Annotated in this window: 25 protein-coding genes and 1 pseudogene; 8 read left to right on the plus strand and 18 right to left on the minus strand. The window is 64.9% G+C overall.

Features of this window, described 5'->3' with window-relative positions; all coding sequences use genetic code 11:
- Positions 1-23 precede the first annotated feature (23 nt).
- From OVY01_RS05800 to OVY01_RS05825, 6 genes are all read right to left on the minus strand, one after another.
- Positions 24-485 carry a PaaI family thioesterase gene (locus tag OVY01_RS05800; RefSeq protein WP_432422187.1) on the minus strand — a complete coding sequence of 154 codons (462 nt, stop codon included), beginning with the start codon at positions 483-485 and terminating at the stop codon, positions 24-26.
- 55 nt (positions 486-540) lie between these two features.
- Complete coding sequence (locus tag OVY01_RS05805; RefSeq protein WP_267847676.1) at positions 541-1,542, minus strand: zinc-binding dehydrogenase; 1,002 nt, start codon at positions 1,540-1,542, stop codon at positions 541-543.
- A 78-nt stretch (positions 1,543-1,620) separates the two neighbouring features.
- Positions 1,621-2,616 (minus strand): ABC transporter substrate-binding protein, encoded by a 996-nt coding sequence (locus OVY01_RS05810; protein WP_267846353.1) that lies wholly within the window; start codon positions 2,614-2,616, stop codon positions 1,621-1,623.
- 50 nt (positions 2,617-2,666) lie between these two features.
- Positions 2,667-3,497, minus strand: coding sequence for an ABC transporter permease (locus OVY01_RS05815; RefSeq protein WP_267846355.1), 831 nt, complete (start codon positions 3,495-3,497; stop codon positions 2,667-2,669).
- Between the two features lie 3 nt (positions 3,498-3,500).
- Positions 3,501-4,313 (minus strand): ABC transporter ATP-binding protein, encoded by an 813-nt coding sequence (locus tag OVY01_RS05820; protein WP_267846356.1) that lies wholly within the window; start codon positions 4,311-4,313, stop codon positions 3,501-3,503.
- Entirely contained in the window at positions 4,310-5,068 is a 759-nt protein-coding gene (locus tag OVY01_RS05825; RefSeq protein WP_267846357.1) for a GntR family transcriptional regulator, read from the minus strand. Before OVY01_RS05825 ends, OVY01_RS05820 begins: the two co-directional genes overlap by 4 nt.
- Before the next feature lie 297 nt (positions 5,069-5,365).
- On the opposite strand from OVY01_RS05825, the gene OVY01_RS05830 reads away from it, so the two are divergent.
- A complete protein-coding gene (locus tag OVY01_RS05830; RefSeq protein ID WP_267846358.1) occupies positions 5,366-6,178 on the plus strand; it encodes a class II aldolase/adducin family protein in 813 nt (270 codons plus the stop codon).
- On the opposite strand, the gene OVY01_RS05835 is transcribed toward OVY01_RS05830, so the two are convergent.
- The 5 genes and pseudogenes from OVY01_RS05835 to OVY01_RS05860 form a co-directional block, all read right to left on the minus strand.
- Entirely contained in the window at positions 6,175-7,722 is a 1,548-nt protein-coding gene (locus OVY01_RS05835; protein ID WP_267846360.1) for a PepSY-associated TM helix domain-containing protein, read from the minus strand. The two genes, OVY01_RS05830 and OVY01_RS05835, sit on opposite strands and share 4 nt — an antisense overlap.
- A 64-nt stretch (positions 7,723-7,786) precedes the next feature.
- The gene (locus OVY01_RS05840; RefSeq protein WP_267846362.1) at positions 7,787-8,392 is read right to left on the minus strand and encodes a hypothetical protein; all 606 of its coding nucleotides are present in this window, start codon (positions 8,390-8,392) and stop codon (positions 7,787-7,789) included.
- Entirely contained in the window at positions 8,389-9,579 is a 1,191-nt protein-coding gene (locus OVY01_RS23065) for a Tar ligand binding domain-containing protein (RefSeq protein ID WP_284700742.1), read from the minus strand. The genes OVY01_RS05840 and OVY01_RS23065 overlap by 4 nt, the downstream gene beginning before the upstream one ends.
- Positions 9,576-10,056, minus strand: a pseudogene (locus tag OVY01_RS05855) (GNAT family N-acetyltransferase). Before OVY01_RS05855 ends, OVY01_RS23065 begins: the two are co-directional and overlap by 4 nt.
- 76 nt (positions 10,057-10,132) lie before the next feature.
- Entirely contained in the window at positions 10,133-11,026 is an 894-nt protein-coding gene (locus tag OVY01_RS05860) for a LysR family transcriptional regulator (RefSeq protein WP_267846365.1), read from the minus strand.
- A 2-nt stretch (positions 11,027-11,028) separates the two neighbouring features.
- Between OVY01_RS05860 and OVY01_RS05865 the strand changes: the two genes are divergently transcribed.
- Positions 11,029-11,976, plus strand: a complete 948-nt coding sequence (locus OVY01_RS05865) for an SDR family oxidoreductase (protein ID WP_349293491.1) — start codon at positions 11,029-11,031, stop codon at positions 11,974-11,976.
- A gap of 3 nt (positions 11,977-11,979) precedes the next feature.
- Here the strand turns inward: OVY01_RS05865 and OVY01_RS05870 are convergent, their stop codons facing one another.
- Positions 11,980-12,279 (minus strand): hypothetical protein, encoded by a 300-nt coding sequence (locus tag OVY01_RS05870; protein WP_267846367.1) that lies wholly within the window; start codon positions 12,277-12,279, stop codon positions 11,980-11,982.
- Positions 12,280-12,478: 199 nt separating this feature from the next.
- On the minus strand, positions 12,479-12,973 hold the full coding sequence (locus OVY01_RS05875) for a GNAT family N-acetyltransferase (RefSeq protein WP_267846370.1): 495 nt from the start codon (positions 12,971-12,973) through the stop codon (positions 12,479-12,481).
- Between the two features lie 189 nt (positions 12,974-13,162).
- Between OVY01_RS05875 and OVY01_RS05880 the strand changes: the two genes are divergently transcribed.
- Entirely contained in the window at positions 13,163-15,226 is a 2,064-nt protein-coding gene (locus tag OVY01_RS05880) for an ATP-binding protein (protein WP_267846372.1), read from the plus strand.
- A gap of 59 nt (positions 15,227-15,285) precedes the next feature.
- Here OVY01_RS05880 and OVY01_RS05885 read toward each other — a convergent pair whose 3' ends face one another.
- Positions 15,286-16,008 carry a DJ-1/PfpI family protein gene (locus OVY01_RS05885; protein ID WP_267846374.1) on the minus strand — a complete coding sequence of 241 codons (723 nt, stop codon included), beginning with the start codon at positions 16,006-16,008 and terminating at the stop codon, positions 15,286-15,288.
- A gap of 245 nt (positions 16,009-16,253) precedes the next feature.
- On the opposite strand from OVY01_RS05885, the gene OVY01_RS05890 reads away from it, so the two are divergent.
- Positions 16,254-16,466 (plus strand): hypothetical protein, encoded by a 213-nt coding sequence (locus OVY01_RS05890; protein WP_267846377.1) that lies wholly within the window; start codon positions 16,254-16,256, stop codon positions 16,464-16,466.
- An 11-nt stretch (positions 16,467-16,477) separates the two neighbouring features.
- On the opposite strand, the gene OVY01_RS05895 is transcribed toward OVY01_RS05890, so the two are convergent.
- Complete coding sequence (locus tag OVY01_RS05895) at positions 16,478-17,377, minus strand: phytanoyl-CoA dioxygenase family protein (protein ID WP_267846379.1); 900 nt, start codon at positions 17,375-17,377, stop codon at positions 16,478-16,480.
- A 445-nt stretch (positions 17,378-17,822) separates the two neighbouring features.
- Here OVY01_RS05895 and OVY01_RS05900 point away from each other — a divergent pair, with 445 nt between their 5' ends.
- Positions 17,823-19,178: a glycoside hydrolase family 5 protein gene (locus tag OVY01_RS05900; protein WP_267846381.1), complete on the plus strand. Its 1,356-nt coding sequence runs from the start codon at positions 17,823-17,825 to the stop codon at positions 19,176-19,178.
- A 53-nt stretch (positions 19,179-19,231) separates the two neighbouring features.
- Here OVY01_RS05900 and OVY01_RS05905 read toward each other — a convergent pair whose 3' ends face one another.
- Both OVY01_RS05905 and OVY01_RS23240 read right to left on the minus strand, forming a co-directional pair.
- Positions 19,232-20,140, minus strand: a complete 909-nt coding sequence (locus OVY01_RS05905; protein ID WP_267846383.1) for a LysR substrate-binding domain-containing protein — start codon at positions 20,138-20,140, stop codon at positions 19,232-19,234.
- 31 nt (positions 20,141-20,171) lie between these two features.
- Entirely contained in the window at positions 20,172-20,228 is a 57-nt protein-coding gene (locus OVY01_RS23240; RefSeq protein ID WP_432422222.1) for a hypothetical protein, read from the minus strand.
- A 114-nt stretch (positions 20,229-20,342) separates the two neighbouring features.
- Between OVY01_RS23240 and OVY01_RS23070 the strand changes: the two genes are divergently transcribed.
- From OVY01_RS23070 to OVY01_RS05925, 3 genes are all read left to right on the plus strand, one after another.
- Positions 20,343-22,304: a methyl-accepting chemotaxis protein gene (locus OVY01_RS23070; protein WP_284700743.1), complete on the plus strand. Its 1,962-nt coding sequence runs from the start codon at positions 20,343-20,345 to the stop codon at positions 22,302-22,304.
- Positions 22,305-22,796: 492 nt separating this feature from the next.
- The gene (locus tag OVY01_RS05920; protein WP_267846385.1) at positions 22,797-23,279 is read left to right on the plus strand and encodes a response regulator; all 483 of its coding nucleotides are present in this window, start codon (positions 22,797-22,799) and stop codon (positions 23,277-23,279) included.
- Positions 23,280-23,476: 197 nt separating this feature from the next.
- On the plus strand, positions 23,477-24,514 hold the full coding sequence (locus OVY01_RS05925) for a sensor histidine kinase (RefSeq protein WP_267846387.1): 1,038 nt from the start codon (positions 23,477-23,479) through the stop codon (positions 24,512-24,514).
- 52 nt (positions 24,515-24,566) lie between these two features.
- On the opposite strand, the gene OVY01_RS05930 is transcribed toward OVY01_RS05925, so the two are convergent.
- Positions 24,567-26,060: an aldehyde dehydrogenase family protein gene (locus OVY01_RS05930; RefSeq protein WP_267846390.1), complete on the minus strand. Its 1,494-nt coding sequence runs from the start codon at positions 26,058-26,060 to the stop codon at positions 24,567-24,569.
- Positions 26,061-26,175 lie beyond the last annotated feature (115 nt).

Raw genomic sequence — 26,175 nt, forward strand, 5'->3', positions numbered from 1 at the left:
GCCGCCGTACCCGAAACCGCCGCTCAGGACCCGTTTTGCGGCGTGGTGGGACGCGGGGCGGCCGGGGCAGCCGGGGTCGCCGTGGAGTAGGCCCCACGGCCGCTCGCGAGCAGCTTGCCGTCCGCGTCGAGCACCTCGGCCTCGGCGACCGATACCTGGGAACCGAACTTGATCACGCGCCCCTTGACGCGCAGGTCGCCGGGCATGGCGGGGCGATGATAGTCGACGCGCAGGTCGATGGTCGGGACGCCGCGGCCGGTTTTCGATACCAGGGCCCAGTCGGCGGTGAGATCGATCAGCGTGGCGAGGATGCCGCCATGGGTATAGCGCTTTTCGGGATTGACGATCCATTCCTCGCGCCAGCGCGCGGTCAGCTCGATCGTGCCTTCGCCGACGGCGACGACTTCGATACCCAGCCACTCGTGATACGGGCCGCGGCGCAGCTTTGCTTCGACGGCCTCCCGGTCGATGATGTTGGCACTCAATTGCATGCTCCTGCTGATGGTGGTGACGGAGGGTGACGGGCGTTCGCGGCGGCCCTCAGGGCGTGACGATGACCTTTCCCAGGACCTCGCGGTCGCGGATCAGGCGCAAGCCTTCGGCGGCGTCCTCCAGGGGCAGGACACGGTCGATCAGCGGATCGATGCGGCCCTCGGCGATCAGCTTCATCAATGCGGCGAGATCGTCGTCGTAAAAGCTGTTCGACCCCTTGATGTTCAGTTCGAAGCTCCAGACGTAGCGCAGGTCTTCCTTCGGGTCGTGCCCCGCGGTCGCGCCGCACACCAGCAGCGTGCCGCCGCGTTTCAGGCATTTCAGCGACGGCACCCAGGTATCGCCCCCGGTGAAGTTCACCACGACGTCGACGCCACCCTCGTGCGTGCGCCGCTGCGGCTTGCCATACTTCGCGATCGCCCATTTGGAGAAATCGGTGTCGCGGTAATTGACGACATGGTCCGCGCCCAGCGCCTGCAGCCGCGCGGCTTTCTCGTCGCTGCCCGCGCAGGCGACGACTTCCGCGCCCAGCAGCTTCGCCAGTACGATGCACGCGCTGCCCACGCCACCGCTCGCGCCCAGAATCACGACCCGGTCGCCGCGCTTGACGGTGTGGTGCGTGATGAGCATGCGGTGCGCGGTGCCGTAGGCGACAGGCAGCGCGGCCGCCTGCTCGAAGCTGACGTTGTCGGGCATCGCGATCAGTTGCGGGACGGACACGCGGCAGTACTCGGCCATGCCGCCGTCGAGCATTTCGCCCATCAGTCCTTTTTCCCGATTGAGCGGATTGACGAGCACGCGCGCGCCGATTTGCCACCCGGTCACGCCCTCGCCCACCTCGACGATTTCGCCCGCCATGTCCAGGCCGATGACCACGGGCAGCGGCACCTTGATGCCCGGCATGCCGCGCACGGTGAAGACGTCGTGATAGTTGAACGACGATGCGCGAACGCGAATGACGACATGCCCGGGACCGGCGAGCGGCCGGGCTTTGCGAACGACGTTCAGCTGATCCAGATCGCCATGGGCCTGCAGTACCAATGCTTTCATCGAATCTGACAACGTGCATCTCCTTGAAGTGGGGTATCGGGCGTTCGTCCGCGGTTCGTCGCGTCGGACCCTGTCGGACTATTTCAGCCGGACCGCGGCCTGATAGGGCCCGGTGGCGAAAATGGCTGCCGGCAGCGTGCCCGTCAGGATCTTCGCGTCCACGAAAATCCGGTGTTCGCGTTTCAGGGTGTCGATATCCGCCGGCTCCAGCGCCACGCGGTTCATGTCGTCCCATTGCCGCGCGTAGGCCTGCGCGTCGGCGGCGGGCAGGTTCGCGTCCTTTTGCAGGATCGCCGCGACCTGATCGGGATGCGCATGTCCCCAGGCCAGCGCCGCGCGCATGCCGGCGATCAGATGGGCCACTGCCGCCGGTTGCTTGGCGAGCAATTCGTTGCGCGCCACGGCGACGCCGATATACGGAACCGCCGGGGCACCGGTGAGCTGCCGCCATTGATCCGCGAAACTGGCGAGCGGCCTGAGCTTCAGGTCGCCCAACTGGGCGATCGTCACCGAGCGCAATGCGGCGCCGTCCACCTGCTTCTGCACGAGGAACTGCGCCAGCCGGGACTCGTTGCCGGGAACCAGCGAAAACCCGTCGGCGGGAATGTGTTCGTTGCCGGCAAGCACCGCCTGCGCGATCGCGGCGACCGAACTGCCGGCCGGCGACATGCCGATCTTCTTGCCCCTGAGTTGCGCCAACGACGTAATCGGCGAATCGCCGCGCACGACGAACTGCACATCGGCAGGCTGCGTCGCGGCGATGATGCTGATCGGCACCCCGGCGGCGGCCGTGCTGAAGACGCCGGCAGCCGGCGCGGCGAAGGCGACGTCGATGGCATGCGCGGCGATCGCCCGCGATGGCGCGTTCACGTCCGAGAAACGTACGAAGGTGACGTCGATGCCTTCTTTCTTGAAAAACTCGCCGGCTTCCAGTACGGCGCCAAACCCCAGACTCACGCCGCTGGTCCAATAGCCGACCTTGATCGGCTCGGCGAGCGCGCCCGCGCTCATGCCCAGCAACGTCGCCAGGACCCCGCCGCCCACCATTCGCCGCGCCATCTGTCGCAATGTCATTCGTTCTCTCCTTGAAGGGTATTCCGTCGTTTTGCAGGCCCGTGTCGCCGCTACGGCGACGCCTGTTTCCACCGGAACAAGCGACGTTCCGCCGGCTTGAGAATGCCGCCTTCGAGCAGCAACATGATGGCTACCAGCGCCAGCGTCCAGGCGAACACCTGGTCCGTCTGCACCAGATCGGCCGCCTGCCGCAGGCGATAGCCGATGCCGCTGGACGAGCCGATGGTTTCGGCGACGAGCGAGACCCGCCAGCCGAAACCGAACGCCAGCCGCGCGCCGGAAAAGAGATAGGGCAGGATCGACGGAAAAACGATCTTGCGCAGTGTGGCCAGCCGCGACAGCCGAAAACTGCGGGCCAGTTCGAGATAGTCCGCGGGCACGTTGACCACGCCCTGCCAGACGTTCGTGAGCACGAGCGGCATCGCCGTCATGAAGACGACGAAGACAGTCGTGCCGTCGGAGATGCCGAACCAGATGATGGCGAAAATGGCCCAGATCGCCGACGACACGGTATTGATCACCGCCAGCACGGGCGCGAAGAACTGGCGCAGCAGGCGGCTGCTGCCCAGCCCGAGCCCCAGCACGGTGCCGACGACCAGCGCGAGCGCGAAACCCGATACCACGCGTCCGAGCGTCGCTGCGACGTCGCGCGAAAAGCTCGCGGTATGCAGCAGCATCCACAGCGCCGCGCCGACTTTCTCCGGGCCGGGCAGGATGAAGGCCGGGACGCCGCGCGCGGCGAACGACCAGACGCCCAGCACGCCCGCGAGGAGCAGCACGCGCTGCGCGAGCAGCACGCCAAGCGATGCGAGGCGCGAAGGCGGCGACGTACCGGACACGGAACGTGACGCGGCGCGCGGAGCGGAACGAAAAACGGGCATGTGCTAGACCTTCAATCGAAGTTGCCGCACGGCTTCGGCGACTGGCTGATCGGTGGCGACGCGGGGGCGGGGCAGTACGACGGGGGCGATCTCGCCGATACGGCCCGGATGCGGGCGCAACAGCACGACGCGGTCCGCGAGGACGACCGCCTCCTCGATATCGTGGGTCACGAAAACGATGGTCATGCCCATCAGCGCTTTGATGCGCAGCACTTCGTCGTGCATCTGCGCACGCGTCGTGGGATCGAGCTTGGAAAACGGTTCGTCCATCAACAGCAAGGTCGGCCGCGTGACCAGACTGCGCGCCAGCGCCGCGCGGCTGCGCATGCCTCCCGACAGTTCATGCGGGTAGAGGCCCGCCGATGCCTCCAGTCCGACCAGTGCGACCGCTTCGCGTACGCGTTCCCGTCGTTCCAGCACCGGCACGTTCTGCGCTTCCAGGCCGAAACCGACGTTCTGCGCCAGGGTCCGCCACGGCAGCAGACGATCCTCCTGGAACATATAGGCCAGCGACTGCCAGCCGGTGAACGCCTGCGCCGCAATTCCGTGATAGGCGATGCTGCCGCCATCGGCGCGCAATAGCCCGGAGACGATATTGAGCAGGGTGCTCTTGCCGCACCCCGATGCACCCACCACGGCCACCACTTCGCCCGCGGCCACGTCGAAACCGATGTCCGCGAGTACCTGACGTTCGCCGAAATGCTTGTCGATATGCCGCAGCGATAACGCCGGCGCGGGCGCGGCGGCAACCGTGCGCGCAATGCCCCCGCGTGATGGCGGATCCGGATCGACCCGCGTGGATGGCGTCACGCTCATGACCTGTACCCTGCGCGCTTGAACGCGGCAAGCGGCGCGCGCGCCTGCGACAGACTCTCGTAGACTTTCTCGAGCGTCATCGCCTGGAACGTCTCGATATGCCGCCGTGCGATGAGTTCCGCGCGCTTGCCGTCCCCCGCCTCGAAGGCATCGATCAGCGCGTGATGATCGTGCTTGATTTCCGGCTTCTGCTTCTGCACGCCAAAACCCATCGCGACCAGCCGCGACATCTCGTCGAACAGCCCGCACAGGATCCGGTACAAGCGGTGATTGCCGGAGGCCGCGGCGATCGTCAGATGAAATGCCTTGTTCGCATCGAGAAACACGCCGATCTGCGAGTCGAGGTCGAGCACCGGATGCGGCACCCGGCAGGCCGCCTCGTACTGCCGCAGCAATGCGATATCCACCTTGCCCACCGCCAGATTCGCCGCCAGTGGCTCCAGGGCCACGCGCAACGCGAAGACTTCCTCCACGTCCTTGAGCGTGATGCCCGCGATCCGGTATCCCTGCCGCGGAATCGCGGCGAGAAACCCTTCCTGCACCAGGCGGATCAATGCATGGCGGCAACTGTTCTTGCCCAAACCATAGCGCCGCATCAGTTCCGGTTCCGTCACCATCGCTTCCGGCGCGAGGCGGCAGGACAGCACATCGGCGCGAATCGCCACATAGGCTTCTTCAGCGCGCGGACCATCCGCGGGCGGCGGTGCCGGCGATGGGCGGGACGACGTATCGGTGCGATCGGCGAGTGAGGTCATCTGAACAGCATCGTGGTGGGCTCACGAAAACGGAGTGGGATGTTCAACGAGCACTCATGCTAGTGCAGAAAATTGTTTGTCATAAATGAAAACGACAGCTATCGATATGCCTGAAACGGGCAAAGGCCGCTGGACGCATGGCGTTCCTTCACCGCGAATATGATTATGCGATTCGCATGGTTCGCCCCACGGCCGGGCGATGATAGGCTGCGTTGAAACCGACCCTGGCATGCGCGAGCAGTGTGATACGTACGGCAGGGCGACCATTTCCGAGGATCGCGATATAAGGATCGCCACATGAGTATCGTCACGTTTCCCGCAGCGGCGCCGCCTTCCCCGACGCCCCCGGTGCGCCGCTTCTGGTTCGACGAAACGCCTCCCCGAACGAGCCACGCCGCCGAGCGGCGCCACCGCCAGACCCGGCTCGCCGGCGCGTTCCGTCTGTTCGCGCGTTACGGGTTCGACCAGGGCCTCGCCGGGCACATCACCGCCCGCGACCCCGAATGGACCGATCATTTCTGGGTGAACCCGCTGGGACGGCATTTCTCGCGTATCCGCGTGTCGGACCTGCTGCTGGTCAATGGCCGGGGCGAGATCGTCGCGGGCAAGGGACCGCTCAATCAGGCCGCCTTCGCGATTCACGCGGCCATTCACGAAGCCCATCCGCAGCTCGTTGCCGCGGCGCACACGCATTCGCTGTATGGCAAGGCGTGGTCGACGCTGGGACGCAAGCTCGATCCCCTGACCCAGGACGCCTGCTCCTTCTACGAAGACCATGCGCTGTTCGACGACTTCCGCGGCGTGGTCCTCGACACCGGTGAGGGCGCGCGCATCGCCGAGGCCCTTGGCGCCAACAAGGCGGTGATCCTGAAGAACCACGGGATCCTCACCGCGGGGCCGAGCGTCGAGGCCGCGGCATGGTGGTACATCGCGCTGGATAATGCCTGCCATGCGCAACTGCTCGCGGAAGCGGCCGGCGATCCGCAGCCGATTCCGCACGACGTCGCTACCTTGACGCACGCACAGGTGGGCCGGCCGGGCGGCGCGCTGTTCTCCTTCGAGAGCCTGTACGAGGGTCTGGTGGAGGCCGAACCCGATCTGCTCGATTAGCCGCGCAAGCGAGGGACGGCGGCGCGCCCGCGCGCGTGCATGACGACGTCGCACGCAATGAAGCACAGCACGCTGACGCCCAACGTCGGCAAGGCATAGCCCACGACCACGGCCGTCGTCGCCACCGCCATCCGGACGCGCCACGACAGGCGCCGGAACGTGCCGAGAGGACCCGGCGCACGCCGGTGCGGCACCGGATCCGGCATGCCGTCTGGAAGGACTGCCGCGAACGCCCCCCTGACGCCGCGAACGCGGCGGCGGCGCCACGCCATCCGATAGCCCCAGATCACCATCACTGCAAGCCCCACGCCGAAAGCGGCCAGCAGCAGTTGATTCGCCAGGCCGAACAGCGTCCCCATGTGCGCGTCGATACCCCAGCGCGTAAGCTTGGCCGCCAGCGGGTAATCGGCGAAGCGGCTGGTGTCGAGCACCGCGAGCGTGCGCGGGTCGACCGCGACGGCATCGACATGCGTGGGCCAGCGTCGGTCGATTTCGGTGACGGTCCAGGCACGGTCGGCCGACACGGGCGGGCGGATCTCGACCTGGTCCGACCCGACGCCCGCCCGACGCGCGGCCGCCAGCACCGGCTCGAACAGGGATGCATCGAGTGCCGGTTTCGCCACGGCGGTGCCGGAATGGATGTCGGGCATGTCGGGCATGTCGGGCATGTCGGGCATGTCGGGCAGCGGCACGGCGGCGGGCGGGGACGGCGCGCGCGCAGGCATCGGCACGGGCGCCGGCAACAGGGTCGATACCGTCGGCGTCGACCAGCGCAGCGCCGCGCGCAGCACGCCGATGTTCGCGCCTGCCCACTGCGACCAGGTCAGGCCCGTCGCCGAGAAAAACAACAAGCCGGCGCACAGGCACAGACCCAGCGTGGCGTGCCGGCGTCGCAGGCCGCTCGGCCGGCCGGGTCGGCGCCGCCGGGCCCACCACAGCACGAGCCCGCCCACCGCGGCGATCCACAGCCAGGAGGCGGCGAGTTCGCTGTACAGTCGGCCCACGTCGCCCAACAGCAATCCTCGATGGAACTGATCGATCCAACCGCGCAGCGGCAGGACGCCGGCGGTGCCATACACGATCAGGTCGCCCCTTATCGCGCCCGTCGCGGCGTCGACGAAGACCGCGCGGCTTTCCGATGGGCGCAGATCCGGCCGCGAGAACATGACGCGCGTATTGCTCCCGGCGGTGGCGGGCCGCACCGCTACAAGGTGCGCCGCGGCGCCCGCCTCGGCCTGCGCCGCAGCGATTTGACGGTCCAGGGACAGCGCAGGGCCGCGACTATCGGTGTAAAGCGCCCTGGCATAGATCAGGCGCTCGAGCTGCGGGGTCAAGGCGTAGAACACGCCGCTCAAGGCGGCGACCAGCATGAAGGGGCCGACGAATACGCCGACGTAGCAATGCAGGCGCGTGAGCAGCGCGAGGAGTGGGTGTAAAGCGTCGGGGGGCGAAGCGTCGGGGCACGCCTCGGCCGCATGCGAAGCAGCGGCCGGGCGCAACGGACGAGCGTCGCTCGCCGTCCCGGAAATCGACGGAATGGGCATAAAGGATTTCGCTGAAAATGAACACGCCGACGTAACATCTCGAAAAGACGTCGGGGGAACGGAGTCAGGCGAAGCCGGGGGGCCCACGTGCCGCTGGCGGACCGCTGAACGGACGGCGGATGAGGACACGGCGACGATCGGGGCCATACACCTTGGCGGCCAGCGTCGGCGAGAAAAGAAACATCCACACCACCGTCGCGATCAACGTCGCGCACAGCGCTGCCGTGAACGCGCAGGGCGCGTCGGCCGATGGCCGCTCTTCGTCGTCGTTCCCCGTCACGGAAACGCCCGCCCGCGCGGCCGGTACGGGGTCCGCTCGGCGAGGGCCCGATCCCGTCCAGCGGGCCGGCGGCCGCGCCGGGGGAGCGGCGCTCAATTGCCTGTCGACGTCTTTCATGCCGCGCAAACGCGGCACATCGCCCATGCCCCGCATGCCTTGCATCGGCGCCATGAACGCCGCCGCCGATTCTCGCGAGGCTCCCGCCGAGGAACGCACATCCGCGCGACCTGCGCGACGCATCAACCCTGCCATGGTCACCGCGCCATGCCCGCTGCAAAAGACCATTCCGAACGCACCCGCCGGCGCGTTCGCGTCGAGCATGAAACCGGCCGGGACGAACGCGCGCAACAGGACGGCGAGGACCAGCAAGGCAGCCCAGCTCTTCGTCATCCAGCGGAGAAACGCGTGCTTTGTTCGGGAGCAATGGCCTGACGACAGGCGGCGGGAAGAAACCATGGGCGACATTCTACAGCGCGCCTCGTAGCGGAGCAGTCCCGGCGCATAGCATCTGCCAAGCCGACAGGCCGCGATCGACACACTATGGGCACCGGCACGATGCGGGCGCCGCCAGCGCGCCCCTGGACGGCCATCTTCCCCGAGCTTTCGTCGATCTTCTTCATCGTACTGTGCACCTCTCCTACCACGGTCCCGCCCGCCAGGGAGCTGTTGCGCGCCACGACAGTCAATTCATTGGCCATCTCGGCGTTTTCCGCGTTCTGTTTGACGGTCTGGGTCAGTTGCGCCATGCTCGCGGCCGTTTGCGCCAGCGCGGCGGCCTGTTCTCCGGTCCGCGAGGACAGATCCAGATTGCCGCTGGCGATGCTTTCCGCGGCGTGGCGAATCGTCGAGACGGTACCGGCCAGACTGAGCTTGACCGCCGACAAGGCGCGCAGCAGTTGCCCCATTTCATCGGTCGAACGCACCACGACTGGTCGCCGCAGATCGCCCTGTTCCATTTCCGAGAAATGCGACAAGGCCGTCTCGAGCGGACCGGTGATCGCGCGCAGCAGGCTGCGAATCGTCAAGGCGGCGGCCAGCAGGGCGACGACGAGCGCAACCATCACCAGGTTGCGCACCCACGCATAGTTCGCAAGCGCCGCATCGTAGAGTTGCTTCGCCTCCGTGCTCTGATAGCTCGTCAGCTTTTCGCTCGCTTCCCGGAACGGGCGAAAAGCGGTGCCGATCTCGCTATTGGCGGCATTCAGCGTGGCGGTATCCGCATGGGTGCGAATGGCGTTCGCGAACACGTCGATTTTTGCATAGAGATCGCCGCGCCGCTCGGCGGTGGCGCGAGCCAGGTCGGCCTCCGTCGCACCCCGTGGCAGCGTCATGTAGCTTGCCCACGCCGCATCGGAGACGGCGTGGAGATCCGCGGCCGCGCTCAGCGCGGACTCAGGCGCCGTGGTCGACAGCATCAGTGCGGCACGATCGAGTGTCGTGCGCACCTGCAGCGTCGCCGCCTGCGCGATGCCCAGCTTCGTCGCGCCGGCGAGTTCGTGCGCATAGACATCTTGCAACCCGCCCACCGCCTTGGCCATGCCGTAGAGGCCGAGCCCGCCGATACCGATCAACATCATGATCGCGCCCCATCGATGCGCAGGTAACGCGGCGACACGCCTTCGTATCCGAATCCCAGCCCACGCACCGGCGCGACCGACGCGACATTTCCCGGCTGGATGTTCGCCTCCAGCCGGTGCAGGCCGAGTTCGTCGAACGCATGGGCGCGGCCGCGCGTACGGCCTCGCGCATCCGCCCGGTGCGGTCGAACTCCGCCATTCCGTAGTAGCCGAGGTAAGCGCTGGGGAAAACGCCCATGACGATCTCGCTGTCTCGCTGAGATTGACGACGCCAGCGATCCGGTTCGATGCCGCGCCCCGTGCGACGAGACCGACGTTCGCGCCGGTGAGTCCCGCGCGCGAACCAGGTATCGAAGCCCGCCTGATCCGTGAACGTGCTCACCAGGGAGCGTGGTACGCGCGACTCGCCGGATTCGCGGCGATCAACACGACGACATCGGCGCGCATGACGCGGTGCACATGAATGACGGGATGCATGGTTGCCTTCAACGTAAATTTTTGCGATGGCGACGGGACTTCCGTTGCGCAAGGCACCGGCGTTCGGCTGTCGACCCTACGTAACGGTGTTCCTGATCTCGTCGATGAAAGCACGCAGTCCGGCGGGTACGTGGCGATGGCCGGGATAATACAAAAAGAGACCGGGAATCATTGGGCACCATGTATCCAGAACGCTCACGAGTCGGCCTTCGTCGAGCCAGGCGCGCGCCACCCCTTCCGGTACATAGGCGATGCCCATTCCCGCTGCCGCCGCTTCGACCAGCAGCGCGCTATTGTCGAGCGTGAGGACGCCGGGCACGTCGATCGTCACTTCCTGACCATGCTTGCCGAACTCCCAGCGATACCGTTTACCGCTTGGCAGACGTTGCCGGATGCAATGATGGGCGCGGAGATCGTCCGGGGTCACGATAGGTTTGCGACCTGCGAGATAGCCAGGGGCCGCCACTGCCAGGAAACGCAGATCCGGTCCAAGCGGAATCGCCACCATGTCCGGCGACAAGGATTCACCGAGCCGGACGCCGGCGTCGAACCCCTGCTCGACGATGTCCACGAGCCGCCCCTCGGCGACCAGGTCGAGCGACATTTCGGGATAACGTGCGAGGTAACGGGGCACCACCGTATGCAGAAGCAGGCGGATCGCGCTTTCGCTACCGTTGATCCTGAGCGTGCCGCTGGGTTGCCCCCGCGCATCGGCCACGGCGTCCAACGCCGCGTCGAGGTCGCCGAGCACCGGCCTGATGCGCGCCAGCAGTTGCTCCCCGGCCTCGGTCGGCGACACGCTGCGTGTGGTGCGGTGGAGCAAGCGCACGCCAAGACCACGCTCCAGGCCGCGCATCGCATGACTCAGCGATGAGGGTGATACACCCAGCACATCCGCCGCAACGCGAAAGCTGCGATGCGTGGCAATGGTCGAAAAAGCGGTGAGGTCGACAAGCGTCGGTTTAACCATTCGTGAAAATTCTTCATGAGACCATCCACACTATAGCCGTTTATCGCACGAACATCTGCTTCTACACTGGCCGCCTGACCACTGGGGAGATCCTCATGACGAATATATCGAAAAACTGGCTGATCACGGGGACCTCGACGGGCCTCGGGCGGCTGCTTACGGAACGGCTTCTGGCCCGGGGAGATCACGTCGCCGCGACGGTTCGCGTGCCGGCGGTGCTTGACGATCTGGCGAGCCGCTATCCCGACACGCTGCGCGTATTCGTCCTCGACATCACCGATACGCCAGCCGTGCGCGCAACGGTCGACGCCGCGTTCGCCGCCATGCCACGCATCGACATCGTCGTTGGCAACGCCGGCTACGGTCTGTTCGGCGCAGCCGAGGAAGTCACGGATGCACAGATCGATCGGCAGATCGCCACGAACCTAACGGGTGCCATTCAGTTGATCCGCGCCGTGCTGCCGCACCTGCGACACCAACAAGGCGGGCGTATCGTGCAGCTTTCCTCGGAAGGCGGCCAGATTGCCTACCCCAACTTCAGTGTTTATCACGCGAGCAAATGGGGAATCGAGGGATTCGTGGAATCGGTCGCGCAGGAGGTGGCGCCATTCGGCATCGATTTCCTGCTCGTCGAGCCCGGCCCCACCCGGACAAGTTTCGTGTCCGGCCTGGTTCGAGCGGAATCGATGGCCGAGTACGACGACACGCCCGCAGGCGCGATGCGCCGCGCACTCGACAGCGGCACATTCACCATCAAAGGCGACGCGTACAACACGGTGGAGGCCATCATCGCGGCGGGAGACGCAGTGCGGCCACCGCTTCGCCTGGCGCTTGGCAGCACGGCATACGCATCGATCCACACCGGCCTGATCAACCGCCTCGATGCCCTTGAAGCGCAGAAGGACCGCGCCTTCGCTGCGGATGCGACGGCGCCGCGGCCTGGCGCCTGACCCTCAGGCCAGGGCCTTCCACGCACGCTCCTCCACATTCACCACGTGGGGTGGCACGGGGCCGAGGCGTGCCGGCACGGGCATCGTCTCGACATAGGGCGGGCAGATCGCCTCCTGCGTCAATTTCTGAAGCTTGTACGCCGCTGCGCCGATACATAGCAGAGCCGCGAGATCATCCGACGAAAGTCCCCGCCAATTTTTACTGAGCCAGTCGATGTAGGTGGTCATGACCGCCGGCTGCGCATCCACCTGATGCAGCCGCACGGTACCTTCGAATATGCCGATGATGTCGTCGGGTGTCATAGCTCTCTCCTGGACACGGCGGGACGCGGCTCATGCCGGCCTTCTCGTTCGCAGTATGCGCCGCGAAGGTACCGGCATTCAATGCGCAATGTCAAAAAAAGCATACGGGACGTGGATGACCCTTTCGTGACGTGCGCGGGGAACCGGCCAACACGGCAACCGCATGGTCGGCGGTGCGGATGGCGAACCGGGCAGCCACTCAGGCGGACGACCTCCTGCGCGCCAGCCATTGCACCAGCGGTTCATCGCCGTGGTCGACGATCCCACCCCGCTCGAAAGCGAGTTTATGCACGACCCGGGCGGATGCGTCGTTGCCCGGATGAATCTGCGCGAGCACTTCCACGACGCCGTCCCGGTCGAACGCGAGGCGCAGCAGTTCCCCCACCGCTGCCGTCGCCGCGCCCTGATTGCGGCACGCCACCGATATCCCATAGCCGATCTCGACCCGTCCGGCGACCGGCGCGTGCTTGAAACCGCAGCTCCCGACAACGAGCTGGTCGCTGTCGCGGACGATATAGAACGTGCTCGCGGCGGATCCGGCATCGCCGGGCCGCAGCATCGCCAGCGCCCGCAACGCCACGAACGGAGGCGGCAGCGCGTCCGCCGCTATGTGCCAAGCCAGCCCGCACGGCCTGGCCGAAACCGCGAGGGCACGCAGTGCGTCGGGAGGAATCGCGTGCAGCGTAAAGGTCATGTTTTCACTCCTTCTTACGTACGTTCGTTTGAAGCAATTTTACCGTGTTACTTACGAGATGTTTCGCTGTCCGAGACAGCGGCGATGGTGGTGCTAAAGAAACAACGCAGCCGGGTAATCCCGCGCAATGTCCCTGCCCAGAAGTGTTTTTGGTACGATGAGTCCCCGAACCCAATTGTCGAGGCAACATTGGACATTCGCAGCGTCCGCGTGTGGAAATGGGTCTCGCCTGTTCTCGCCGCTCTGGTACTCGCCGTCGTGGCGACGGTGCTGTCCGGCTACCTGTTCGGTACTTTGCGATTCATACGTCTGTTTCCCTCGTTGCAGGGCATGTCGCTGCTGACGGCGCTGTCTCTGGGCGGCATCGCGTTCGCACTGGCGGGCCAGACCCGCGTGGGACGCGGCGTGCTGCTGTTTGCCTTGTGGTCGTCCCTTATCATCGCCATCGTCGCGCTGGCAGAGCATGCGCTACTGGGCGCAGACGTCCTCAGCCCGCGGCTGGCCCACCAGCTCTTCGGCCTGCCGACCGTGAAGAGCGGCCGCACCTCCATCGCCACGGCACTGTCCCTGGCCTTGCTTGCACTGGGCCTGTTGCACCGGCTCCACGCGCGGCCCATCGTATGCGATTACTGCGCCGGCGCGGTACTGCTGGTCTCGGGCACTGCGCTGCTGGGCTATGCGTACGGCGTGCGCGATCTGTATTCGCTGTTCCCGTTCAACACCATCGCATTGCATACCGCCGGTGCCCTCTTCCTGCTGGGCATCGCCACGCTGCTCTCGCAAACCGAGCGCGGCTGGGCGCGGGCGATCACGTCCGCCGGCCCCGGCGGTCGCACCACGCGCGCACTGCTCGCGTTCACGCTGCTGCCGCCGGTCGTCGGTGCCCTGCTGCTGCATCTGACCCATACGTGGCGCCTCGGGCCGGACGTGGCGATGGCGATTCTGGTGATCGTCTCCGTCGCTCCGTTGACCGTCTCGATCCTGCACGGCGGCAAGATCCTGGAGGATCTCGAAGAGGAGCGCCGTTCGAAGGACATCCTGACGGCCCGTGTCGCCGAGCATCTCAACCGCCAACTCGCGGCGCAGGCCATCGAGTTGCGCCGCGAATCCGAGGAACGCGCCCGAACCGAGGCCATCGCCTATGGCGTGCAGCGGCTCGAAGCCATCGGCCAGTTGACCGGCGGTATCGCCCACGATTTCAACAATCTGCTGATGGGCGTCAGCATGAATCTCCATCTCTCGAAAAGCCAGCTCCCCGGCGACCATCCCGTGCAGGTCTATCTGGGCAGCGCCCTGGCCGCGGCACGGCGCGGCACCAAACTATCGGGCCAGTTGCTGGCGTTTTCGCGAACCCAGCGCCTGGATGTGCAGCCAATGGAACTGGACGCCTCCCTGGCCGGCATGCGGGAACTGCTGGACAACGCACTGGGTTCGTCCATCTTCGTGGATATCCGGCCCGATGCGAACCATGCCTGGGTACTGGCGGATGCGGATCAATTGAACCTCGCAGTGGTCAATCTGGCGCTGAACGCGCGCGATGCCATGCCCGAGGGCGGCATCTTCGCCGTCACGACAGCCGACCATGTCACCGAGACCGTCAACGGCGAGATCCGCAGCTACGTGGCGCTGCGGGTGCGCGACACCGGTCAAGGAATGTCCGCGGACATCGCCAGCCGCGCGACCGAACCGTTCTTCACGACCAAACCGCAGGGCAAAGGCAGCGGGCTGGGTCTCGCGCAGGTCTACGGCGTCGTCAAGCAGTGCGGCGGTGAACTGCGTATCGACAGCGAAATCGGGAAGGGCACGACCGTCGAGATACTGTTGCCCCGTACCGAGCCGCCCGCGCAACCGGTGGCGTGCGGCGCTGCCGAGCGAGCGATATTCGCCTGTCCGATGCCGATCTCCCGCTCGGTACTGCTCATCGACGACGACGAGCACGTTCGGATGGCGGTGGCCGAGATGTTCAAGTGCGAGGGGTACGAGGTCACCGAGGCGGAAAACGGCACGATCGGCCTGCAGCTGCTCGAAACGATGACGCCGGCGATCGCGGTCATCGATTTCATCATGCCGGGGCTCAACGGCGCCGAGGTCGCACGCCTGGCGCGGGTCAAGCTGCCGAAACTGCCGATCATCTTCGTCAGCGGCTATTCGGACACGCTGGCGCTGGACAAGATCTCCGGCGCGGTGGTGCTGCGCAAGCCGATTCCAGCCGAGACGCTGCTCGCCGCGGTCGAGACGGCCATCGGCCGCTAGGTCCCGCACGATCCGCCCGGCCATTGGTCGACGACGTCTCGTCCCGGCCCGGTCCGCCGTCAAGGGGCGGCGGGCGCATCCACCACGATCCCGAGCTGCGACGCGACACGGCGCGCAGTCAGTTCGCGCGCGGTGGTGATGGCCGCCAGCGCCTGCCGCGTCTGCATGAGCACGGCGGGCGGAGCCGTCTGCGGCGTGCCGCTATCGAACGGCGGCTCCGGCGCGTAGACCATGTGCAACTGGATCGCTTGCGCGGCCTCCGGGCCGCGCAGCGCAGCGGCCAGATGCAATGCGCCGTCGATACCGGACGTGACGCCGGCGGCGAACACCCAGTTGCCATCCGTGACCACGCGTTCATCGACCGGGATCGCCCCGAAAAACGGCAGCAGATGGAACGATGCCCAGTGCGTCGTCGCCCGCCGGCCCTGCAACAGGCCGGCCGCGCCGCACAGCAGCGCGCCGGTGCAGACCGAAAACACACTGTGCGCGCCCGCGGCCTGACGGCGGATCCATTCCAGCACTTCCTCGTCCTCCATCAGGGCCTGCTGGCCGTAACCGCCGGGAATGTGCAGGACATCGAGCGCGGGCGCATCGGCCAGAGCCGCATCCGGCGCCAGGCGCAGACCCTTCACATCGCGCACGCCTTGCGTCGTCTTTCCGTAGATGCGGTAGGTCGCATTGGGTATGCGCGACAGCACCTCGAAGGGCCCCGTCAGGTCGATCTGATCGACACCGTCGAACAACAGGGAGCCGATTTGCAGCGGTATGTCGTGGGAAATCATGAGGCACCTCCTTGGATGGCGGGAACGAACGAGGGATTCTAGCGACCCCGGCCCCCGCAAATCCGCCAAACTGCCCTCGCTGCGCGCCAAATCAAAACGCTTCGCGGCTTCCCGACGACACCGGTTCGCATGGCGAATGATATCGGGACAGGATCGGTTCGCGGCTCGCGCGGTCGGCAGGTTTGGTTTACAGTTTCTTTCGAGCAGATCCGCGCCCGCGGCCAAACGACCCACACCCAACGACCATGAAAATCGCGTTCATAGACTTCAAGAGGGCATCGAAGATGCTTGGCCTGGCGAACGGCCCGCTGCAGACCGCGGTGGATGCGGCCAATCAATGGATGGAGGAGGAGGCGGTGACGGTACTCAACGTGGAAACATTGCGACACACGAACGGAACCTCGGGCATGACGTCGACCAAGGAGGATGGAATACGGATCTGGTATCACCGCTCCTAGCGTCGCCGCGATCAGCGCCGGCGCTTTTCCACATAGCGCTTCAACCCCTGGATGAGACGATAGGGGTCTGCATAATTCATCTGTCGCAGGCGTCGACAGTAATGAATCAACCGCCCCGGCCCCTGGCGCCACGCCTGCATCTGATCCTCGCGCTGAGATTTGACCGCTTGCCACGGGAATCTGCGGGGTTCACGGGCGAGCGTGCGCGGCGTATCGAAATGCACCACGTAGGCGTAGCGCGCGTCGGGAGTGTCGTTCGGCCCCGCGCCATGCAGCGTCCGGCCGTGATGCAGCGTGCAGCCCCCCATCGGCAACGGGCAATACACCGCATTGCCCTCACCGAAATCGGCGCAGCATTCCAGCGCATGGGCCCGCGGATCGTCGCCCCGCCGACAATGCGCCTGCACCTCCTTCAAATGCGAGCCCGGAATGAATTTCAGACACCCATTCGTTTCGTCGACAGCCTGCAGCGGCAACCAGAAAGCCAGTTCGTTGTATTCGAGCGTGGGATCGCGGAACGCTTCATCCTGGTGCCACGGGGTATGAGGGCCCGTGAGCGCAGGCTTGTAAAAGATATGGTCACCGCTGAAACGCGCGCGTGGCCCCAATACCTGCTTGGCGATGCGGTGCAGGCGCCGGCGATAGGCCATTCTGCGAAAGCGTGCGTCATGGTTGCTCGGATGAAGCATTTGCGTCAGGGCGTCGTTCGCCAGCGGCTTGCCGCCCATGAAATCGAACAACGCGCCTTCTTCCAGGCCGCGTCGCTCCCGGAGGAGCCTGTCCGAAAAATGACGGAGTTGCTCGATTTCGTCCGGCTGCGCCACGTCGCTCAACGCAAGAAAGCCGTTGGCCGCGTAAAATTCCAGCTGCTCGGCGCAGAGTTGGGTGTCTTTCAGGGGGGTCGGGTCCATGACTGTCCGGTTTCACGCTCTATCAAGAGTGACGTCGATTCCTGAAATACCGTCACTTTTCAGGCACGACACGCTTGCGAGCAATGTATTACATACGTTCGTTAAATCTAACAGATGTATGTGCGACGAACCGGGCGTAACGGCGCGTGTCGGCGTGTGCGTCCGGGCCCTTGCGAGGCGTGGCATGTAAAAATCGCGTCAATGGCGCACGGTTCGGAAGAAGCCGGCCTGAATCATCCGAAAAATGACTTGGATCGTGTTTTTCCCGCCAGATCCCGATCGGAAAACGCCCTATTTACAGGCATCTTTTATTTTGTAACCTCACATTACGCGCAGCACGACGCAAAACGACGCGCGCCGGCGATGACGCGCGCCGCGCTACGCCGGTGAAGGCCGGCGCTACCCATTCGACGATCGACGACGTAGATTACAGAGGCCCATCCCCATGCCGCACCATCATGACGTCGCGCCAGTTGGGCAGTACCCCGGCGCGGGCATTCCGAAGATCGATGCCGAGGCGCATCCTATCGCCCAGCAGAAACGCCAACGCACCGCACGCACCACCTTACGCCCAGGGATCATCCTCGTGTCCGCCCTCGCATCTTTGCTGGGCATGGCTTCCGGCGCACATGCCGCCAATGGCCTGCTGAGCGCACGGGACCATGCGATCGTCGACGCTTCCGGCCACACCGTGCAGCTCACCGGCTTCAACCTCGGTGGATGGTTCGTCATGGAGAGTTTCATGTCGCCGATGGACCGCACCCAGAAACTGCGCGACGCGTACGGCGTCATGACGACGCTCGATCGCCGCTTCGGGGCGGAACAGGCGCGCGCATTGATGCGCGACTATGCGCGAAGCTGGATCACCACGAGCGACATCCGTGCGATTTCCGCGGCGGGTTACAACCTCGTGCGTATCCCGCTATGGTGGGGGCAATTCTTCGATCTCGACAACCCGACGCCGTCGGGCTGGCGTGCCGATGCATTCGATGTGCTGGACGATATCGTGCGGGACTGCCGCGCACACGGTCTTTATGCAATCCTCGACATGCACGGCGTGGTCGGCAGCCAGAGCCCGGCGTCCAATACAGGGCAGGCCGGCCGCAACGCCTATTGGACGGACCCGGCGGCGCAGGCCCAGACGGACTGGATGTGGTCCCGGATCGCCAGCCACTATCGCGGCAACGCCACCATCGCCGGCTACGATGTGATCAACGAACCCGCCCCACCGCAGGGAATGCCGGCCAGGCCCGCGGTCTGGCACGCCTACGATCGTCTGTACACAGCCATCCGGGCGGTGGACCCGGACCATATGATCTTCCTGGAAGGCGCGTTCGGCAAATGGGACTGGAGCATGCTGCCCGACCCGCGCACGCAGGGCTGGACCAACGTCGTCTATGAAATGCATGTCTACCGGTGGCCCCAGCCGGGGGAGGACCGCGCTGCGCTTGCCCAGGCGGTTGCCGCAAGCGCAGCGCATGCGGTCGCCGATTTCCATGCGCATGCCGATTGGCACGTGCCGGGTTATATCGGTGAATTCAACGGCTTCGACACCGGGGCGGCCACCTGGCGGCACCTGACGGACGCCTACAGCGAGGCAGGCTTGAACTGGAGCATGTGGAGCTACAAGGCAGTGAATGGCGTGGCGCCCAATCACTGGGGCTACCAGGACCCGCGACGCTGGCCGGCGCGACCCGATCCGGCGACCGATACGGCCGCCGACATCCGCCGGGACTGGCGGAACTGGACGACCGAAGCGACATTCGCCGTCAACCCGGCGATCGGCTTGCGCATGCCTTGACCCGGAATGCGCCGCTTGCGCGTGGGGGAACCTCGGCGGCCGCGCACCGTCGTCTACAGTTCGATGCCAGGAACCGCGGGCATCGCCGCCAGCAGGAAATCCGCCAGCGCCTGCGTCGCCCGCGTGCGGTGGCGCTCGCGATGCATCAGCAGGTTGAAAGCGCGCACCGGCAACGCCACGCTGGCACGCACGAGCCGCCCGGTTTGCAGCGCCGGCGCCGCGGCGAGTTCCGACAAGGCCGCCGCGCATTCCGACGCTTCCACCGCGTTCAGCACCGCTTCGTTGGAGGGCAGGCTCAGCACGATGCCCAGCGCTTCGGGTGCGAGGCCGTGATGCCGCAGCGCCTCCTCGAACACCGCGCGCGTACCGGACCCCGGCTCACGGCTCACCCACCCCGATGCGGGGAAATCCGGTACCGCGAGCGCAGCCCCCGCCGCCCACGGATGATGCGGCGCCACTACCACGATCAACCGGTCGGAACCGACCGGCATGACTTCCAGCGACCGCGCGTCGACCTCCCCTTCGACCAGACCGACATCCGCGACGCCCTCACTGACGGCCTGCGACGCCGTGAGCGTGTTGCCCACCTCCAGCTCGATCTCCAGCCCGGGATAGCGCTGCCGAAAACGCATCAGCCGTCCAGGCAGCCAGTAGCTGGCGATCGTCTGACTGACACGCACCCGGATCCGACCCCGTTCGGTGCCCGCGAGTTCGTGCAATGCCTGCTCGGCGACGCCCGCGCTGTGCAGCGTCGCCTCGGCGAATACCAGAAACGCCCGCCCGGGCTCGGTCAGCACGATGCCCCGGCCGATACGGTCGAACAGACGGATATCGTAGCGCTCTTCCAGGCAACGCAACGCCGAACTCAATGCAGATGGCGTCAACGACAGCGCCTCGGCCGCACGCGTCAGATGACTGCGCCGCGCTACCGCGACGAATATCCGGAGTTGCTCAAGCGTCATGTTCGATCGATCTCATGTCACGTCGAATCCACTATTTTAGGATGAATACCCCGCCCATCGACGGCGTGCGATGGCCGACGCGCGAGATCCGTTGTGTAGCGCTATGCCGCTGCGGCTAAAGTCTCGCAGCGCCGTGCCGCTATATCCATAGACGCGGCAAGCCGCTGTCTTCACGCCCGATACTTCATCACCCAAGAACATCATGTCAAATTTCGGTCGTTTGTGGAACTCGTGGATCCCGCGAAATATCAACCCATCGGCCGCGCGACCGGCAAGCGGTACATTCGAATGCGGCTCGCTACCGGCTTCTTTTTCGCAACTGGGCACGGGTTCCGCAAAAGGCCTGCTGATGGTGTTCGTCCCGCCGGCGGCGGAGTTCGCCAGTGTCAACACCGCATGGCAAAGGCTGCGACACACGGACCGCACGGTGATGGCGTTGTCCTCCACGGGCGCGCTCTGCGCGCAGCAGGGTCGATCGACCTACTGCGCGACAAACGGTCCCCAGGGCAGCTGGCTATGGCTTCCCGAACAGGTGGTCGCGAGTCATGAAGTGCATACGATCGATGTGCGAGCGACTCCCGGCGCGACCGTGGCACAACGCATCGCGGCGATTCGGGAGCAGTTGGACCGTTTGCAGGTGCGCATGCCGCTTTCCGCCGAGCAGACCTTCGCCATGATCTATTGCGACGGCTTGTCGGGTTCCGAGGGCTTCCTGATGCAGGCGTGGTACGGCAGCGGCCGCTTTCCCTGCCTGGCGATCGGAGGAGCCGCCGGGGGCCGCACCGACTACCGCAACACGTATATGGCGGTCGGCGATCAGGTATTGCAAAACAAAGCGGTCATCGTGTTTTGTCGCATGGCAAAAGGCAAATCATTCGCGCCATTCAAAAGCCAGAATTTTCGGCCCACGCAGAAACACTGGCTGGTGGCCGAGGCCGATCCGCTCACGCGTACCGTGACCTCGGTCTTCGACGCGCAGGGTCACCAACAGCCCTTTTCCCTGGCACTCGCGGACTATCTGAAATGCGCACCGCAGCAGATAGAACAGAAATTGCACGGCAAGACGTTCGCGGTAAAAGTGGGCGGGGAATACTTCATCCGCTCGGTGGCCAAAATCGACGAAAGCCGTCTGTCCTTTTTTTGTGACCTGGAGTTCGGCGATCGTCTTTACCTGCTTGAGGCCACGGATTTCGTTTCCGCCACCAAACGGGACTGGGAGGCGTTCGTTGCCGGCAAAGGCAAGCCGACGGGGCTCCTGCTCAATGACTGTCTGCTGCGCCGCCTCAACAATCCCGAGAGCCTGCCGGCCGCGGATCTGTTCGAAGGCGTGCCCGCGGCGGGCTTTTCCAGTTTCGGCGAAATATTCGGCGTGCCGATCAATCAGACGCTCTCCGCGCTCGCTTTCTTCGACCGCGACGTGAAGGCGATGATCGATTTCCCGATCGCGTACGCAGCCTATGCAGGACACTATTCGCAGCGCTCGCTGCGCCGCTGGGAAGCGCTGCACACATTGCAAACGGAGGTCATCGGCAAGGTCATCGCCTATCAGCAGCAAATCAGCCCCGTCATCGAAACCGTTCCACTGCTTGAAAAATCGACCAGCCGGCAGAGCGAGGCGCTGGATGTGGCGGGAGCCAATATGGGCAGCATCGGCGATGCGGCGACGATGACCCTTCGGGCGCAAGATGCGTTGGGAATCGAAATCGTCAAACTGGAGAAGATTTCCCTGGGCATCACCGAGATTACCAGTGGCATCAGCACCATCGCCGATCAGACGAACCTGCTGGCGCTCAACGCGGCGGTCGAGGCAGCCCGGGCGGGCGAAGCGGGACGAGGGTTCGCCGTGGTGGCCGACGAGGTGCGTCGTCTTGCCCGATCGTCGAAAGAACAAGCCAATGCCACGCGCGACAAGATCAACGAAACGGTGGAAACCATCGCGCGGATAAAGGAAACTGCCGAAAAAACGGTGGTTACCACCGCGTCGATGGCCGAGAAGAGTCTTTCGGCACGAGGACAGATCGCGGCAATGAGCGAGCAGAACCTCACCGAGCGGCGCAACATGGTCGACAATATCGGCCGCCTGCAACAGGCGGTCAGCGGCATGGACGCGATGCACGAAGCCGTCGAACAACTGACGGTTTTACAGGCGTTGGTCAAATCCTGACTGGGTCTCCTCCAATCCGCCGGACATCGGGCAGTCGGTCCTGTCAAAGTGGCCGCCGCCTCTGCCTAGCCGCTCATCGAACATGCCATCGGATGGCATGCGAGCGCTGCGCTGCCATCTTCTTCGGTCTCTTTTAATTCGCAATCCTGTATTCGGGATGTAAAAAACGCCGCGTCCTTTGCACGATCGGGTCGGGCCTCGCACTCGACACTCCCCCGCAGACGTGCCAACCGGACGTGACGGGCCGTCACGGCGCATCGATCCCGTCACGCTTTGATACGTACCGCATATCACGTATCAATCGAACGATCGAATAAACCGTGTTCACACGTAAACGGCTTCGTGCCCGCAATGGCGATCGGCCACGCGGGACGAACCAGATCGCCGTCGCCGCGGCTGCGCCGTGGATGGGCATTCGCGTCGCCGCTCGGGGCTCGGCAGGAATTTTCGACGGCGGGCCTGAGTAGTGCGTGTATGGACATACAACAGTGCATGACGTCACGTGCCTGGTTTGCCGACCGTGGCAGCAACCGGTGTGGTCATATGAAAGCAATGTCTTCAAAAATTTTCGTCCGCTGGAGCAGTCGCGCGATTCCCGCGGCCGCTCGCCTGCCCCGCGTGCTGGTCGTCGACGATAACGAAATGGCGGCCGAGGCCCTGGCAACCTTGCTTGAACTGGATGGATTCGAAACGCGTTATACGTTCAGCGGTCTGGAAGCACTGCGCGAAATCCGCAGCTGGCATCCGGAACTGGTATTTCTGGATATCAACATGCCGCGTCATGACGGGATACGGACAGCACGGGCGTTATCGCGCTTGAAACTGCTGGACGACGTATTGCTCGTGGCGTTGACCGCCCTGCCCGCCGACATCCTGGCCCGCGTGGCGATCACGGCGGGCTTTGACGCCTACTGCCAAAAACGCGGCGACATTGCGCATATATACAAGGCAATCGACGTATTGACTTGTCGGTAGGCAATCAACCTTTCGCGAAAAGGGGTCGACAAAACCGGAAGCGATCACAAATGTGTGCGTGAGGTATTCCCATGATGTATGCGTTTCTTACCCAATACCGCGCGGAGATTCTGGCACGGTGTCAGGCCCAGTCGGAAGAACGTTGGCGCGCGCTTCGCGTCCCCACACAGGACGAAGGCCTGGCTTCGACTTACGACATGATCGTCAAAACCCTGCTCTGCGAGCAGGAAGGCGATTTTCAGAAAGCATTGGACGTGTCTGGAAAAATCGGTGGCGAGACGGTCGCGTACGAAATGCGCCAGGGGTCACTCGACCATGCGAGGACGAGCTTCGCCGATGGATTTCCAATCGACAAGCTCGTACACGATTTCGGCAGCATCTGTCAGAATGTCAGCGCGATGGCGGCGGAACAGGGTCTCACCTTCACCGCCAACGAATTCCGGATCATGAACCGCTGTCTCGACAACGCGATCGCGGACGCGGTGCAGGAATTCAGCCATATTTCCCAGGCGGCGGTGTCGCGCAGCAAGGCAAATACGGATGGGCGGCGATTCGGCGCCTTCGTTCATGAACTCAGAAACTATATCGACAGCGCGCTATTGGCTTCTCAGGCGATGCGCGCCGCGAACCTGACGCCCTCGAGCGCGACCGGTTCGCTGCTGGACAGAAGCTTGCGCGGTCTTTCTGCGCTGATCGACCGCACGGTGGAAACGGTGCGTCTGGGCGCGAGCGGCGCACCCGATCACGCCGTGTTTTTCGTGTCCGATTTTCTCGCCAGTGTCTGCACCGTCGCCTTCCTCGCCGCTCGCGAACGCGGATGCCGGCTGCATGTATCGCGCGTGGACGCGAAACTCCAGGTAAGCGGCGATCAGACCGCATTGTATGGCGCCTTCGTCAATCTGCTTCAGAACGCCTTCAAGTTCACCCGACCGGGATCGGAGGTGCGCCTGGAGGTCCATGCGGTCGGCGCGGTGGCGGTATTCGATATCAAGGACCAATGCGGCGGTCTGGCGCCTGGCACCGCCGAAAGGATGTTCCGACCGTTCGAGCAGATGGGAGCGGACAGGTCCGGACTCGGTCTTGGCCTGTCGATCGCGCGGGATGCCATCGAAAGCAGCGGCGGGACGATCGGCGTCAGGGACGTGCCGGGCGTCGGATGCGTTTTCACCGTGACCCTGCCCCGGGGAGACGACGGCACGCCGAACGCCGTCGATACGGGCGTCCCGCAGACCTGATGCGCGCCCGCGGACGTGCATTCCGATGTCCGTTTTTTTACGCCAACCTTTCTCAGAAGGGGTAATCGCGAGGCGCGTATTGCAGCGTGATCCAGTGCAGACGCGTGAACTCCTCGATCGCCCATTCGCCGTTGAAGCGGCCCAGTCCCGAATTCTTCTCGCCTCCGAACGGCGCATTCGGCTGGTCGTCGACGGAAATGTCATTGATATGCGTCATGCCCGCGACGATGCCGCGCGCGAACCGCACGCCGCGTTCGAGGTCACGGGTAAACACCGCGCTCGACAGGCCGAATTCGGTATCGTTCGCCAGTTCGAGTGCATGCGCTTCGTCGCGTGCACGCAGGATGGGCAGAAGCGGCCCGAAACTCTCCTCGCGCGCGATCGACCACGCAGGATCCACCTCCGTGAACACATGCGGGGGCAGCACCTTGCCCTGTGGCGCGCCACCGGCTACCTGGTGCGCTCCGTCCCGTTTCGCGCGCGCGATGCGCGCGAGCAGGTCCGCGAGCTGGTGATCGTTGACGATCGGACCGATGACGGTGCCGGCCTCGTCGGGGTTGCCGACCGGCAGCGCCTCGACCCGCGCGGTGACCGCATCGACGAAGGCATGGTGAATCTTCGCATCGACGATGACGCGATTGGTGCTCATGCAGATTTGTCCCTGATGTAGAAACCGGCCCACCACAGCGGCATGAGCGGCCTGGTCCACATCGGCATCCGCCAGTACGACCAGCGGCGCGTTGCCTCCCAACTCCAGTGCCACGCGCTTGATATATTTGCCCCCGCTGGCCAGCCGTCCGATATTCCGGCCGACCGTCGTCGAGCCGGTGAACGAGATCAGGCGCGGCACGCGGTGTTCCACGAAAAAGTCACCGATCTCGCTACCCGCACCCACGACCACGTTGAGAACGCCCGGCGGCAAGCCCGCCTCCTCGAAGATCTTGCCAAGCAGCAATCCACCGGTGATCGGCGTGTCGCTGGCGGGTTTGATGACCACACCATTGCCCAATGCCAACGCCGGGGCGACCGAACGCATGCTGAGATGAAACGGAAAATTCCACGGGCTGATCACGCCGACCACGCCCAGCGGCTCCCGGTAAGCCCGGCTCTCCTGATCCTTGATGCCGGAGGCGAAGATCCGCCCCTCGACGCGCGCCGGATAGGAAGCGGACGCAAGCATGATGCCGCGCGCGCTGGCCAGTTCGATCCCGGCCTTGATCCGCGTGCTGCCGGATTCGCGCACGATCCAGGCAACGATTTCCTCGGCGCGTGCATCGATGATTGCGACAGCACGTCGCAGGACGTCGGCGCGTTCTTCGGGAAGACTGGCGCCCCACGCGCGCTGGGCGCGCTCGGCGGCAAGATAGGCGGCGTCGACATCCTCCCTGCTCGCGCTGCGAATTTCCAGCAAGGTTTCCCCGGTGTACGGGTCCTGGTCTTTCTGCACCTTTTCCGATTGTCCCGCGCGCCAGGCGCCGTCGATCATCTGTTTGTCGAAACCCTCGTAGGGCGTGGCGCAAACGGGTGCGGTGGTCGTTCGTTGCATGGGAGCACTCCGATAGGTACGTGAGGAAAAACGGGCCGAGTGGCCAACGCCGGAAGATGCATCGGCACAATGGGACGATCTCGCCGTGATGGCGACAGGAACCGTTTCCGATTTT

The sequence above is a fragment of the Robbsia betulipollinis genome (assembly GCF_026624755.1).
In the GTDB taxonomy this organism is placed as follows: domain Bacteria; phylum Pseudomonadota; class Gammaproteobacteria; order Burkholderiales; family Burkholderiaceae; genus Robbsia; species Robbsia betulipollinis.